The following is a 12577-nucleotide window of genomic DNA, read 5'->3' as shown; positions in this document are numbered from 1 at the left end:
ACCCGGGATTACTGTTATAATTGTTTTTCGACTGGAATAAAAAAGCCGCATTGAACCTCACCATGCACTTCGTTTAACGAGTAATAAGGAGGTTATAATGGACAGAAAAGATGTGATTCAGACTCACCCGCTGGTGGGCTGGGATATCAGTACCGTTGACAGTTATGACGCCATGATGATCCGCCTGCACTCGTTGTCGTCGCAGGATCAAAAAGAAGAAGAAGCGGATGTTGGCCCTACCTACTGGCTGACAACGGATGTGGCAAGGCAGTTTATCTCGATCCTCGAAGCGGGGATTGCCAAGATAGAATCAGCCGAACAGATAGAGCGACTCCTCAGTAAGCATTAATTTCTGCCACATCAGACAGGCACCCTCAGGGGTGCCTTTTTCGTTTCTGTTTCTGGTATGCTTTTGATTATCTGACTCTTAGAGCGTGGTTATCATGATTTATGATCTTATTGTCGTTGGCAGCGGCTCGGTGGGCGCGGCGGCAGGCTACTATGCCACCCAGGCGGGTTTATCGGTGCTGATGATCGACAGTGCCCACCCTCCCCATCAGCAGGGCACTCATCATGGCGAGAGCCGCCTGATTCGTCACGCTTATGGCGAAGGCGAACGCTATGTTCCGCTGGTGCTGCGGGCGCAGACGCTGTGGGATGAGCTGGAGCAGCAGGCTGGTGAACGCATCATGCATCGCAGTGGCGTGCTAAACCTGGCCCCGCAGGCGTCGCCGTTTATCCGCAACGTCATCGACAGCGCCACCCGCTGGCAGCTCAATATTCAGGTGATGCAGCCCGATGAGGTGCGCAAACGCTGGCCGCAGATTAACGTGCCGGAGGGTTATCTGGGCGTATTCGAACCGCAGTCCGGTTTTCTGAAATGCGAACAGGCGGTTCGCAGCTGGATCCAGCTGGCCGAACAGGCAGGCTGTGCGCAGCTGTTCAACTGCCCGGTTTCCGCGCTGGGCCGCGATGGCGACCTGCAGCAGGTGACTACGCTGGATGGTGTCTACCGGGGGCGTAAAATGCTGGTCAGCGCGGGCACCTGGGTCGGAAAACTGGTCCCGGATCTGCCGGTCGCCCCGACCCGCAAAGTATTTGCCTGGTATCAGGCCGATGGCCGCTACAGTGAAAATAACCAGTTCCCCGGTTTTACCGTGGAGATGCGCGACGGCAGCCAGTTCTACGGTTTCCCGGCAGATAACAACGCCCTGAAAGTGGGCCGTCATGATGGCGGCCAGCGGATGCAGCAGCCAGAGGATCGCAGACCCTTTGGCACTGTCGCCTCCGATGGCAGCGAAGCCTTTAGCTTCCTGCGTCAGTTTTTGCCGGGAGTGGGCGTCTGTCTGCACGGTGAAGCGTGCAGCTATGACTTCAGTCCGGATGAAGATTTTATTATTGATACCCTGCCGGGGGAACCCGATCGGCTGGTGATTACCGGTCTCAGCGGACACGGGTTTAAATTTGCCAGCGTCTTAGGCGAGCTGGCGGCGGAATTTGCTCAGGGAAAACCCTTCTCCTTTGATTTAACGCCCTTCCGACTTTCCCGCTTCTGATATTGCAGCCGGAGGGGATCGTCACGCACGCCTCCGGCTGACAAAAATTGACGAAACCTGATTATTACTGACAGATAAGGGCACGGCTGTTTCGCCCTTAATGTTAATTTCCCCGCTATTTCGTTGACCGCGTCCTGTCCTGGAAAATTCTCATTCAATAATATTGCGCATTATCCCGACTTTTATTCAGTCATTTATTGGGCCACGCCAGAATTTATAGAAGCGTAAGGACGATTGCTTTTATATTTCATAATGTAGATGCTTATTTCATATTATTTCCCTGTGAACGCCTCATTATGTTAATACGGAATACCTCTCATCAGTTCGGACTGATTGCTGTGCTGCTGCACTGGACAATGGCGCTGGCGATATATGCCATGTTTGCGCTGGGATTATGGATGGTCGGTCTTGGCTATTACGACAGCTGGTATCACGACGCCCCGGAGATTCATAAAAGCATTGGCGTGATCCTGTTTCTGACGCTGATTGTTCGCCTGCTGTGGCGCGTTATTTCTCCGCCGCCAGAACCGCTCAGCTCATATTCGCCGCTGGTGCGCATCAGCGCCGTGGTGGCGCACCTGCTGCTCTACACCCTGCTGCTGGCGATTCTGATTAGCGGCTATCTGATCTCCACCGCGGACGGAAAGCCCATCACCGTCTTTAACCTCTTTACTCTGCCCGCCCTGTTCAGCGGTGCAGGTGAACAGGCCGATCTGGCGGGCGATATTCACCTCTGGCTCGCCTGGACAGTGATCATTCTTTCGGTTCTGCATGGGCTCGCGGCGCTCAAACACCATTTCGTCGACCGCGACATTACCCTGAAACGAATGTCCGGTTACCCTCTCTCCACTCCCCTTGAAAAGGATAGATAATATGTTCAGGAAAACGTTGCTGGCGATGACCAGCGCCAGCCTGCTGCTTGGCTCACTGAGCGCCCATGCGGCAGACTATAAAATCGACAAGGAGGGCCAGCACGCCTTTATCCAGTTCCGTATTCAGCACCTGGGTTACAGCTGGCTGTATGGCACCTTTAAAACCTTTGATGGCCGCTTTACCTTTGATGAGAAGAACCCGGCGGCAGACAAGGTCGAGGTGACGATTGATACTGCCAGCGTCGATACCAATCACGCCGAGCGTGACAAGCATCTGCGCAGCGCGGACTTTCTGAACAGCAGCAAAAACCCGCAGGCGACGTTCAAATCGACAGCGGTGAAAAAAGAGGGCGATGAACTGCAGATTACCGGCGATCTGACGCTGAACGGCGTGACGAAACCGGTGACGCTGGAGGCGAAAATGCTGGGCGAAGGAAAAGATCCGTGGGGCGGCTATCGCGCAGGCTTTGAAGCGGAAGGCGAAATTGCCCTGAAGGATTTTAATATCACCAAAGATCTGGGGCCTGCTTCACAGAAGGTTCAGCTGATGATCTCGGTTGAAGGAATTCGTCAGTAAAACGGCAAGCCGCCTGAAGCGCACTTCAGGCGGCCACGCTTATTTCTTCTGCGGCGCGGGAATCGTCATGTTTAACAGGCCACGGGACTTGTTAAAAATCTTATTACCATTCTCACGTCCTGCCCGGCGGGCACGCTGCTCTTCCGGCGAGAGTTTTGCCTCTTCCTGACAGAGCGGGCTACAGCAGTTTTCAAACTTCTCTGCACACGCTTTACACTGGATAAACAGCAGATGACAGCCGTCATTCACGCAGTTAACGTGGGTATCGCAGGGTTCACCGCACTGATGGCAGTTCGACAGCACATCATCGGAGATCCGCTCACCCATACGCTCATCGAACACGAAGTTTTTGCCTTTGAAGCGAACCGGTAATCCCTGCTCACGGGCACGGCGGGCATACTCGATAATACCGCCTTCAATGTGGTAAACATCCTCAAAGCCGTTATGGCGCATCCAGGCACTCGCCTTTTCACAGCGGATACCGCCGGTGCAGTACATGACGATCTTCTTGTCTTTCTTATCCTTCAGCATATCAACCGCCATCGGCAGCTGATCGCGAAACGTATCGGCTGGCACTTCCAGCGCGTTGTCGAAGCGGCCCACTTCATATTCGTAGTGGTTGCGCATATCCACAAACAGCGCGTCAGGATCGTCCAGCATGGCGTTAACGTCGGCCGCTTTCAGGTAGTGGCCCACATCGCTGGCATCAAACGTCTCATCCTCAATCCCATCGGCAACGATGCGATCGCGCACTTTCAGACGCAGTACCCAGAACGATTTCCCATCATCATCCAGGGCGATGTTCATCCGCAGATTATCCAGCGCCGGGTCGAACGCATAGAGCCACGCTTTCATCTTTTCGTACTGACTGGCGGGCACGCTGATCTGCGCATTGATCCCTTCGTGCGCCACGTAGACTCGGCCAAAAACTTTGAGCGCGGTCAGACCAACATAAAGCGCGTCGCGAAAGGCTTTAGGATCGGCGATCTGAAAATACTTATAAAAAGAGACTGTCGTGCGCGGCTCCGTTTCAGCCAGCATGCGCGCCTTCAGCTCTTTATTGGAAACGAGGTTATGTAACACTGGCATGGTGTTCTTTCCTGTTATCAATAGGTGAAATTTAGCGGCAACATGATACCTGATTTCACTAAGATGCAAAGGCCGGTGTCGGGAATGATCGTCAGTTGCTGTTTTTATCATCACAGCCGGGCCGTTGGCATTGATTACGCAGTCGGCTGTGCTGTCACCGATATTTATGCGCACGATAAAAACTGGCACAATGGCAGAAATTAATGAAATATCAGCACCGCACGGTGCGCGACGCAGGAAAATTAACCTTCATATGACTCAGTTGCCTCAGTTTTCACGAGAACTGCTTCACCCGCGCTATTGGCTGGCCTGGCTGGGTGTCGCTTCTCTTTATCTTTTGGTGCTACTTCCTTATCCCCTGCTCTATGTTCTCGGCTGCAATATTGGCCGCATCGGGATGCGTTTTATGAAGCGCCGCGTCAGCATCGCCCGCCGGAATCTGGAATTAACCTTCCCGGATATGCCGGTGAATGAACGCGAAGCGATGATCAAGCACAATTTTGAATCGGTCGGCATGGGCCTGATTGAAACCGGTATGGCGTGGTTCTGGCCCGACTGGCGGATCAATAAATGGCACAAGCCTTCAGGTCTGGAGCATATTCAGCAGGCTCACGACAGCCAGCGCGGCATTCTGCTTATCGGCATGCACTTTCTGACGCTGGAAATTGGTGCACGCATGTTTGGTATCCACAATCCCGGGATTGGCGTTTACCGTCCGAATGACAATAAGCTGATCGACTGGCTGCAGGTTAAAGGCAGGATGCGGTCGAATAAGAGCATGATCGATCGTAAAGATCTCAAGGGGATGATCCGCGCTCTGAAGCAGGGTGAAATTATCTGGTACGCACCCGATCACGACTATGGTCCGCGCAGCAGCGTCTTTGTGCCCTTCTTTGCCGTCGAAAAGGCCGCCACCACGGTGGGTACGCATCTGCTGATCCGTACCGGTAAGCCCGCCGTCATTCCTTTCGTGCCTCGTCGTCTGCCTGACGGTCGCGGCTATGAATTGATGATTCTGCCTGATATCAGCGGTGAATTTACCCTGGAAAGCGACGAAGTCACCGCAGCCAGAATGAACAAAGTGGTTGAGGAAGGCGTGCTGCTGGCGCCGGAACAGTACATGTGGCTCCATCGCCGTTTCAAAACGCGCCCGGAAGGCGAACCTTCGCGTTATTAGTCTTTTCGCGCCAGATGTCTGACAGGCATCTGGCGCGCTTCTGTTGCCATTCCCTGCCAGATAAATCAGTCCCGCCCTTTTTCTCATTCATCAGCAGAGCCAGTCATAAATACACATACGCATAATTAACCGCCCCACTGCGGGTTTAAAATAACATCGTCTTATCAATTCAGAATAGCGCAGGCGGCATGTGTGCCTTTCGGCTTTTAATTCATTACGCCTGCTGCAGAATATATTTAATTTACTCTGGTGCTGATTATTTCCCGTGCCAGGCCTAATCCTATTTAGCCGCGCTTAATGGTATCCCGCCTCTTATGAATTGATGAAAATTAACTTATTTTACAGTGAATTGCTGACCTGATTTGGCTTATATTCCATTTTACATTTTTTTAACAGCCCGATAGACCGTTATGGCATTTGAAGAAATTCATCGTTCCCGGTAATTTCGGGGTTAACCGTCAGACCTTTAACGGTTCTGACAAAATTATAAAAAAAGCACACACAGCAAACCTCTAACGGGACAGATAATATGAATAAAGGTCTCTACTATTACGTTACTATCGGCACCGATCAGGAAAATTATCACTTCCTCCATCGTAAAGGGTGCAAACGGATGCCGGATAAGGATTCGGTGATCTTTATCGGTACGTTATATAATCTGAGTCAGGCGCTTTCCATCGCCAGAATTAATTTTAAGAAGGTGAAGCCCTGTATAAAATGTTGTATCCGCTACTCAGCGCCAGTGATCCATGAGTCTGTTCAGCCGGTTCTGCACTTTCCGCAAAAGATGATCTGATGCTCACTGGCGAGAAATGACTTATTTCCCGCCAGTTGCACTGCCCGCGCCTTTCCCTCCCCTGAATTTCGTCTATCCTTCACTGAAATCAAATCAACCCGCAGTCAATGAACCCGTAAAGGAGAAGCGCAATGAGCATGTACAGTACGTTAGAGGAAGCCATTGATGCTGCACGAGAAGAGTTCCTCGCGAATCATCCGGAGCTTGAGGAAGAGGATGCATCGATCAGCCAGTTTGGTCTGCAAAAGTATGTAATGCAGGATGGCGATATCATGTGGCAGGCTGAGTTCCTGGAAGATGAAGGGGATACCGGGGAGTGCATGCCATACCGCAGCGGTGAAGCCGCTCAGGCCATTTTTGATGCTGACTTTGACGAAGTGGAACTGCGTCAGGAGTGGTTAGCGGAAAACACCCTGCATGAGTGGGATGATGGAGAATTCCAGCTGGAACCGCCGCTGGACACCGAAGAGGGTGAAGCTGCGGCCCAGGAGTGGGAAGACGACAACAGCGATTCCGATCGCAGCTACTCGTAAGGCCCGTGCCGGGCATCCACGGGTAGCAACAGGGTATCCACCACCAGCGACAGCGGCAGGTCGAGGATCGTCAGGATCCGCCATCCGCTGTCGCGGATATCCCACTGCACGCCGGGATAGTATTGATTACCGTGCCCCTGCCCCGGAAAAGTGCGGCTGATAATACTGCCGCAGCCGCTTAAGCACAGCACGGCTACACCGATAAGGCCCGCCTTCAAAAACCCTTTCACCACTGATACCCGCCCCGGACAGCCGTTAACGTCGTCACACGCGTTGCGGTGACGGTAAGACCTCAATCTACCACTGTGTGCCGGTTTTTATCCGAAAAAAAAGCGGCATCGCTGCCGCTTTTTCAGGTTACGCGTTTTTCAGCGCGTGAGGGTTAAGGGAGAGTTTCTGATAACTCTCCACCCACTGATGATACTTGTCCGCCTCTTCCCACAGCCGGGTGTGAACGCGGGCCAGTACCACCGGGTCGCTGATCAGCTGCAGACGCTGGTCGCGGCTCAGTTTCTCCGGCGTATCGCTCAGCGCCTGGTCCACACGACGGTCACGGGCATAGTCCAGTAACTGACTCTGCTTGTGACGTGAGGTCGCCAGCGCCGTGGCCAGCGCGTTGAACGCAGGGTGGAACACAGCGTGCATAAAGCCATTTTCCAGTGCGCGTTCACGGTTCAGCTCCAGATAGCGGTCCGTGTCCACCAGCTCCTGCGGCGGTGCGTACTCTTCCGGGATCAGGAACAGCTTCGCGCGCTTGCTCTTAAGCCCCAGCGTGGCGCGACTCGACATCACCGAAACAAACGGCGACAGGATCAGTGAGAAGACAATCGGTGCCAGCCACCAGAGGAAATTGAGATCCAGCAGGCCCATACCAATCGCCCACACCAGACCCAGTGCCATCTGTGAACCGTGACGTTTAAATGCCTCTCTCCACGGCGTCGCATCATCATCACGCTGTGGCGAGTTCCACACCACTTCCCAGCCCAGGAAGGCGCTGACCACGAAGACCGTATGGAACAGCATGCGCACCGGTGCCAGCAGCACCGAGAACAGCGTTTCCAGCACCAGCGACGCCAGCAGGCGCAGCGGGCCGCCATAGGCTTTCGATCCTTTAAACCAGATCAATACCACGCTCAGCATCTTCGGCAGGAACAGCAGCACCATCGTGGTCGAGAAGAGCGCGATGGCCAGCTCCGGACGCCACTGCGGCCAGACCGGGAACAGCTGCCGCGGTTGCAGGAAGTAGGTCGGTTCCATCAGCGTGTGCACCACCTGCAGGGCGGTAGACAGCGCCAGGAACATAAACCAGAGCGGCGCCGAGAGATAGGACATCACACCGGTCAGGAACACCGCGCGGTGAACCGGGTGCATCCCTTTCACCAGGAACAGGCGGAAGTTCATCAGGTTACCGTGACACCAGCGGCGGTCACGTTTCAGCTCATCCAGCAGGTTCGGCGGCAGCTCCTCATAGGAGCCTGGCAGATCGTAGGCAATCCAGACGCCCCAGCCGGCACGACGCATCAGCGCAGCCTCTACGAAGTCATGCGACATGATGGAACCGGCAAACGAGCCTTCACCCGGCAGCGGCGCCAGTGCGCAGTGCTCGATAAAGGGTTTCACGCGGATAATGGCGTTGTGACCCCAGTAGTGCGACTCGCCCAGTTGCCAGAAGTGCAGACCGGCGGTGAACAGCGGACCGTAGACGCGGGTCGCAAACTGCTGACAGCGCGCATAGAGCGTGTCCATACCGGAAGCTTTCGGCGACGACTGGATGATCCCGGCGTTCGGGTTGGCTTCCATCATGCGCACCAGGCCGGTGAGACACTCACCGCTCATGACGCTGTCGGCGTCCAGCACGACCATATAGCTGTAGTTGCTGCCCCAGCGACGGCAGAAGTCATCGATGTTGCCGCTTTTACGCTTCACACGACGACGGCGGCGGCGATAGAAGATCCGGCCTGCGCCACCGACATCGCGCACCAGCTCCATCCAGGCTTTCTGTTCGGCGATGGCGATATCCGCATCGTAGCTGTCGCTCAGGATGTAGACATCGAAGTGATCGGCGTTACCGGTGCGAACCACGGATTCCCAGGTCGCACGCAGACCCGCGTAAACACGCTCCACATCTTCGTTACAGATAGGCATGATCAACGCGGTCCGATGCGCCGGATTCAGCGGCTCATCCCCGACGGTCGAGTAGGAGATACTGTATTTATCCCGTCCGATCAGCAGCTGCAGGAAGCCCATCAGAGCCGTCCAGAAACCGGCAGAGACCCAGCAGAACAGGATCGCAAACAGGAACAGAATACCGGTCTGCAACACATACGGCAGAATCTGCATCACAGACTGCTGCCAGTTCTGGTTGATCATCTCCATCGGATCCAGCAGCGTCCAGCCCTGGTACGGCAGAATACTCTTCATGTACCAGGTGGCGACCACGGTCTGGAAAAGGGTCAGGATCAGCAGGATATAGCGGCGAATCGAACCGACATGACGCCACTTCTCTTCTGCACGCTGCTCTTCCGCATTGGCGTAACGCGGTACCGTTTTGTGTCCACGCAGTGAGTCCCAGGCACGGGCGACCGGGTTGGTTCGCCAGGCTTCCGGGAACATCAGGGAGCGTTTGACTTTCGGCATCGCCTTCAGCGTGGTGCGATCGAGATCATCCTTGCCCAGCTGCTGGCCGTCGGCCAGTGAATCCGGCCAGGCCATTTCAACCCGCGATGAGACCGATTTTAACGGTGCATCGTCGGGGCGATCGCTGGCGGCGACATCCCTGCCCAGCGCATCATGGATGAAGTGGAACGCCCCGGCATTCTGTAAAGAACCGCTGAGACGTGCCTTCCCTGCCGCATCCAGCGGCAGAGAGTCCACATAACGTTGAGGTGTAAAAGTCGATTTATTCATTGGCAGGTAACTGATAGCTCCAGGTTTCCGTCAATGTCTTGTCGCCGCTGACCAGCGCCGCCCGCATTTCGGTGGACTGTTTGGCATCTTTCACGCGCAGACGCAACACCAGACGCCAGCCTTTGGTGACCGGGTTATAACGTACGCTCTGCTCAACCACATCGGCATTCTTGCCAACGCTGACCTGTGGCGCAACCTGACTGTTTTCAGCCATCTTACTCATGTCTTTACCCACGAAGTCGATGGTGAAAGCCACAGTGCCATCCGGCTGACGCACCAGATTAGACTGCTTCACATCGCCTGCCGAACGCAGGGTATTTTTGACCCAGGCGATATCGTCAGAGTGCAGCTGATTTTCGTCGCGCGAAAAGTGCAGACGATATTTGAAGTTCATCTCTTTGCCAGGCTCTGGCAGTTTCTCCGGCGTCCAGAATGCAACGATGTTGTCGTTGGTTTCATCCGCCGTCGGGATCTCAACCAGTTCCACCCGGCCTTTACCCCAGTCGCCTAACGGTTCAACCCAGCCGCTTGGACGCAGGTCGTAACGATCATCCAGATCCTGATAGTTGCTGAAGTCACGTCCGCGCTGCAGAAGACCAAAGCCTTTTGGATTTTCGATGGTATAGGTGCTGACCGCCAGATGACGCGGGTTGTTCAGCGGACGCCAGATCCACTCTCCATTGCCGTTGTGGATGGAGAGACCGTCTGAATCGTGCAGCGCCGGACGGAAATTGTTCACCGCAGACGGCTGATTCTGACCAAACAGGAACATACTGGTCAGCGGGGCGATCCCCAGCTTGCCGACGTTGTCACGCAGGTAAACCTTCGACTGTACGTCTACGGTTGACGCCTCACCCGGACGCAGCACAAAGCGATACGCGCCGGTCGCACGCGGCGAGTCGAGCAGCGCATAGATCACCAGCTGTTTATCCTGCGGCTTCGGCCGTTCAATCCAGAACGTTTTAAAGCGCGGGAACTCTTCACCGGACGGCAATGCCGTGTCGATGGCCAGTCCACGCGCAGACAGGCCATAGACCTGACCGGCACCGATGACGCGGAAGTAGCTGGCACCCAGGAAGCTGGCGATCTCATCGCTTTTACCCTTGTTGTTCAGCGGGTAAAGCACTTTGAAACCGGCAAAACCGAGGTTTTTCACCGCATCGGCGTCATGTTTTACGTTACCGAAATTGAAATAATCGGGGTTGTATTTAATCTCGCGCACCGCGCTGGCGGTCACCTCGTTGATCTGCACCGGGGTATCGAAGTACATCCCCTGATGATAGAACTCCAGCTTGAATGGCGTGCGCAGTTTGCCCCAGTACGCTTTATCGTGGTTAAACTGGATTTGCTGATAGTCAGCAAATTTCATTTCACGAAACTGAGAGGGTAAATTGCTTTTAGGCGCTTCGAAGCTTTTCCCTGCCAACGCTTTGGCTTGAACTGCGACATCATCAATATTAAACGCCCAACTGTTGTTGGCATACAACGCCAGCAGAACCGCAGTACCCATCCAGCGTACCTTCATCAGTCCGGCTTTATTTTTTTCTTTAGTCAGCACATCCCCCCCTTTCGTGTGCTTAAATCAAACCCGTTTATCTTAAAGGATTATTCGGTTTTCCGACAGCTTATGCGCAAGATTGTTCCTGCATTTCAGCAGGCTTAACGCCAGTTTAGGACAATTAGACACTCCGGATTCTACTGATAGTATACCCGCTTTATCGCAGCTAGAATTTCATCCGATGATAATCCGGTTTCAGGGTGAAACCGGCCAACCGTACTAACGAACTGGAACTTTATGAGTACTGTAAAACCTGAACGTGAATACTTCCTCGACTCCATTCGCGCCTGTCTGATGTTACTGGGGGTTCCGTTTCACGTTTCCCTCATCTACTCTGCGCAGAAATGGGCAGTGAACAGCCAGGAGGCGTCACTGTGGCTGACGCTGCTGAATGATTTTATTCATTCCTTCCGCATGCAGGTCTTTTTTGTCATCTCGGGCTACTTCTCCTACATGCTCTATCTGCGCTATCAGCCACGGCGTTTCCTGAAGGTGCGGCTGGAGCGGGTCGGGATCCCGATGCTGACGGCGGTTCCACTCATCACCCTGCCGCAGTTTTTCATGCTCAAGGCCTGGACCGATAAACTGGTTGACTGGCCCCGCTTCACCCCCTATCAGAAGTTTAACAACCTGATGTGGGAGCTGATCTCACACCTGTGGTTCCTGGTCGTGCTGGTGATGCTCACCACCCTGGGCATGGTGACGTTTCGCTGGCTGCGCGATCAGCACCGTACAATCGACTACTCACGGGTCGGCTGGGGTGCCCTGGCGGGCAGCGTGCTGGCGTGGGCGCTGGTGTGGTGTCTGTTCCGTCGTCTGGTGTTTATCTTCCAGCCCAACTGGCTGATGGATGGCCTGTTCAACATCGTGGTGATGCAGACCCTCTTCTATCTGCCGTTCTTTATGCTGGGGGCGCTGGCGTGGAAGCATCCACCGCTGAAGGCGCTGTTTGTGCGGTTTAATCCGGTGATGTGGTTCGGCGCGCTGCTGCTGTTTGTCGCCTACTGCACCAATCAGCGTCTGGGCAGCGGCGACGGCTGGTTATATGAGACGGATGCCATTATCACGACGCTGATGGGGCTCTGTATGCTGAACGTCTGCTTCTGCCTGGGTCACAAGCTGCTCAATTCCCATTCGCCGCGCATCCTGTATCTGGTCAACGCGTCGCTGTTTATCTATCTGGTGCACCATCCGCTGACGCTGCTGTATGGCATCTATGTCACGCCACGGATTGAAAATAACACGCTGGGCTTTTTCATGGGTCTGCTGATGGTATTTGGCATCGCGTTTCTGCTCTATGAGATCCATCTGCGCATCCCGCTGCTGCGCTTCCTGTTCTCGGGGAAATCTGAACGTAAACAGGCGCAATAAGCGCGAGCCGTGACTTCCGGCCTTAAGGCAAAGCGTGCAGAGACTTAACGTGCCGGGCGCTCGCGCCAGCCGCCTCTCAGGGATGAGGGGCGCAATCGCCCTTACTGAGCCTGCCCAGGATGGCAGGTTCTGCGTTTTTTG

12 protein-coding genes are annotated in these 12577 nt (G+C 54.5%); 8 read left to right on the top strand and 4 right to left on the bottom strand.

The features are described 5' to 3' along the window. The first annotated feature begins 97 nt into the window (after nucleotides 1-97). From bssS to ACNY69_RS03090, 4 genes are all read left to right on the top strand, one after another. Entirely contained in the window at nucleotides 98-349 is a 252-nt protein-coding gene (gene bssS, locus ACNY69_RS03105) for a biofilm formation regulator BssS (RefSeq protein WP_111138617.1), read from the top strand. Between the two features lie 94 nt (nucleotides 350-443). Next, nucleotides 444-1556: an N-methyl-L-tryptophan oxidase gene (gene solA, locus ACNY69_RS03100; protein ID WP_293773987.1), complete on the top strand. Its 1113-nt coding sequence runs from the start codon at nucleotides 444-446 to the stop codon at nucleotides 1554-1556. A 296-nt stretch (nucleotides 1557-1852) separates the two neighbouring features. Then, nucleotides 1853-2428: a cytochrome b gene (locus ACNY69_RS03095; RefSeq protein WP_367396240.1), complete on the top strand. Its 576-nt coding sequence runs from the start codon at nucleotides 1853-1855 to the stop codon at nucleotides 2426-2428. 1 nt (nucleotide 2429) lies between these two features. Continuing rightward, nucleotides 2430-3005, top strand: coding sequence for a YceI family protein (locus tag ACNY69_RS03090; RefSeq protein ID WP_111138614.1), 576 nt, complete (start codon nucleotides 2430-2432; stop codon nucleotides 3003-3005). A 39-nt stretch (nucleotides 3006-3044) separates the two neighbouring features. Here ACNY69_RS03090 and trhO read toward each other — a convergent pair whose 3' ends face one another. Continuing rightward, the gene (gene trhO, locus ACNY69_RS03085) at nucleotides 3045-4094 is read right to left on the bottom strand and encodes an oxygen-dependent tRNA uridine(34) hydroxylase TrhO (RefSeq protein WP_111138613.1); all 1050 of its coding nucleotides are present in this window, start codon (nucleotides 4092-4094) and stop codon (nucleotides 3045-3047) included. Nucleotides 4095-4347: 253 nt separating this feature from the next. Between trhO and ACNY69_RS03080 the strand changes: the two genes are divergently transcribed. The 3 genes from ACNY69_RS03080 (at nucleotide 4348) to ACNY69_RS03070 (ending at nucleotide 6600) form a co-directional block, all read left to right on the top strand. Then, entirely contained in the window at nucleotides 4348-5271 is a 924-nt protein-coding gene (locus ACNY69_RS03080; RefSeq protein ID WP_111138612.1) for a Kdo(2)-lipid IV(A) acyltransferase, read from the top strand. 529 nt (nucleotides 5272-5800) lie between these two features. Next, nucleotides 5801-6067 carry a hypothetical protein gene (locus ACNY69_RS03075; RefSeq protein WP_111138611.1) on the top strand — a complete coding sequence of 89 codons (267 nt, stop codon included), beginning with the start codon at nucleotides 5801-5803 and terminating at the stop codon, nucleotides 6065-6067. Between the two features lie 131 nt (nucleotides 6068-6198). Then, nucleotides 6199-6600: a MysB family protein gene (locus tag ACNY69_RS03070; protein ID WP_111138610.1), complete on the top strand. Its 402-nt coding sequence runs from the start codon at nucleotides 6199-6201 to the stop codon at nucleotides 6598-6600. Here ACNY69_RS03070 and ACNY69_RS03065 read toward each other — a convergent pair. The 3 genes from ACNY69_RS03065 to ACNY69_RS03055 form a co-directional block, all read right to left on the bottom strand. Next, a complete protein-coding gene (locus ACNY69_RS03065; protein WP_111138714.1) occupies nucleotides 6591-6830 on the bottom strand; it encodes a YceK/YidQ family lipoprotein in 240 nt (79 codons plus the stop codon). The two genes, ACNY69_RS03070 and ACNY69_RS03065, sit on opposite strands and share 10 nt — an antisense overlap. 127 nt (nucleotides 6831-6957) lie before the next feature. Beyond that, nucleotides 6958-9507: a glucans biosynthesis glucosyltransferase MdoH gene (gene mdoH / locus ACNY69_RS03060; protein ID WP_111138609.1), complete on the bottom strand. Its 2550-nt coding sequence runs from the start codon at nucleotides 9505-9507 to the stop codon at nucleotides 6958-6960. Continuing rightward, complete coding sequence (locus ACNY69_RS03055; protein ID WP_199559964.1) at nucleotides 9500-11035, bottom strand: glucan biosynthesis protein G; 1536 nt, start codon at nucleotides 11033-11035, stop codon at nucleotides 9500-9502. The genes mdoH and ACNY69_RS03055 overlap by 8 nt, the downstream gene beginning before the upstream one ends. A 267-nt stretch (nucleotides 11036-11302) precedes the next feature. Between ACNY69_RS03055 and mdoC the strand changes: the two genes are divergently transcribed. Beyond that, entirely contained in the window at nucleotides 11303-12436 is a 1134-nt protein-coding gene (gene mdoC, locus ACNY69_RS03050) for a glucans biosynthesis protein MdoC (RefSeq protein ID WP_418797292.1), read from the top strand. The last annotated feature ends 141 nt before the right edge of the window (nucleotides 12437-12577 follow it).

The sequence above is a fragment of the Pantoea graminicola genome (assembly GCF_048452665.1).
In the GTDB taxonomy this organism is placed as follows: Bacteria; Pseudomonadota; Gammaproteobacteria; order Enterobacterales; family Enterobacteriaceae; genus Pantoea.
Note: the sequence above shows the minus strand (reverse complement) of the source record. Positions and strands in the feature narration are given on the sequence as shown.

What these genes read in the sequence shown, in the direction of transcription:
- bssS (WP_111138617.1), top strand. Translation starts at nt 98, where the DNA reads ATGGACAGAAAAGATGTGATTCAGACTCACCCGCTGGTGGGCTGGGAT.
- solA (WP_293773987.1), top strand. Translation starts at nt 444, where the DNA reads ATGATTTATGATCTTATTGTCGTTGGCAGCGGCTCGGTGGGCGCGGCG.
- ACNY69_RS03095 (WP_367396240.1), top strand. Translation starts at nt 1,853, where the DNA reads ATGTTAATACGGAATACCTCTCATCAGTTCGGACTGATTGCTGTGCTG.
- ACNY69_RS03090 (WP_111138614.1), top strand. Translation starts at nt 2,430, where the DNA reads ATGTTCAGGAAAACGTTGCTGGCGATGACCAGCGCCAGCCTGCTGCTT.
- trhO (WP_111138613.1), bottom strand. Translation starts at nt 4,094, where the DNA reads ATGCCAGTGTTACATAACCTCGTTTCCAATAAAGAGCTGAAGGCGCGC.
- ACNY69_RS03080 (WP_111138612.1), top strand. Translation starts at nt 4,348, where the DNA reads ATGACTCAGTTGCCTCAGTTTTCACGAGAACTGCTTCACCCGCGCTAT.
- ACNY69_RS03075 (WP_111138611.1), top strand. Translation starts at nt 5,801, where the DNA reads ATGAATAAAGGTCTCTACTATTACGTTACTATCGGCACCGATCAGGAA.
- ACNY69_RS03070 (WP_111138610.1), top strand. Translation starts at nt 6,199, where the DNA reads ATGAGCATGTACAGTACGTTAGAGGAAGCCATTGATGCTGCACGAGAA.
- mdoH (WP_111138609.1), bottom strand. Translation starts at nt 9,507, where the DNA reads ATGAATAAATCGACTTTTACACCTCAACGTTATGTGGACTCTCTGCCG.
- mdoC (WP_418797292.1), top strand. Translation starts at nt 11,303, where the DNA reads ATGAGTACTGTAAAACCTGAACGTGAATACTTCCTCGACTCCATTCGC.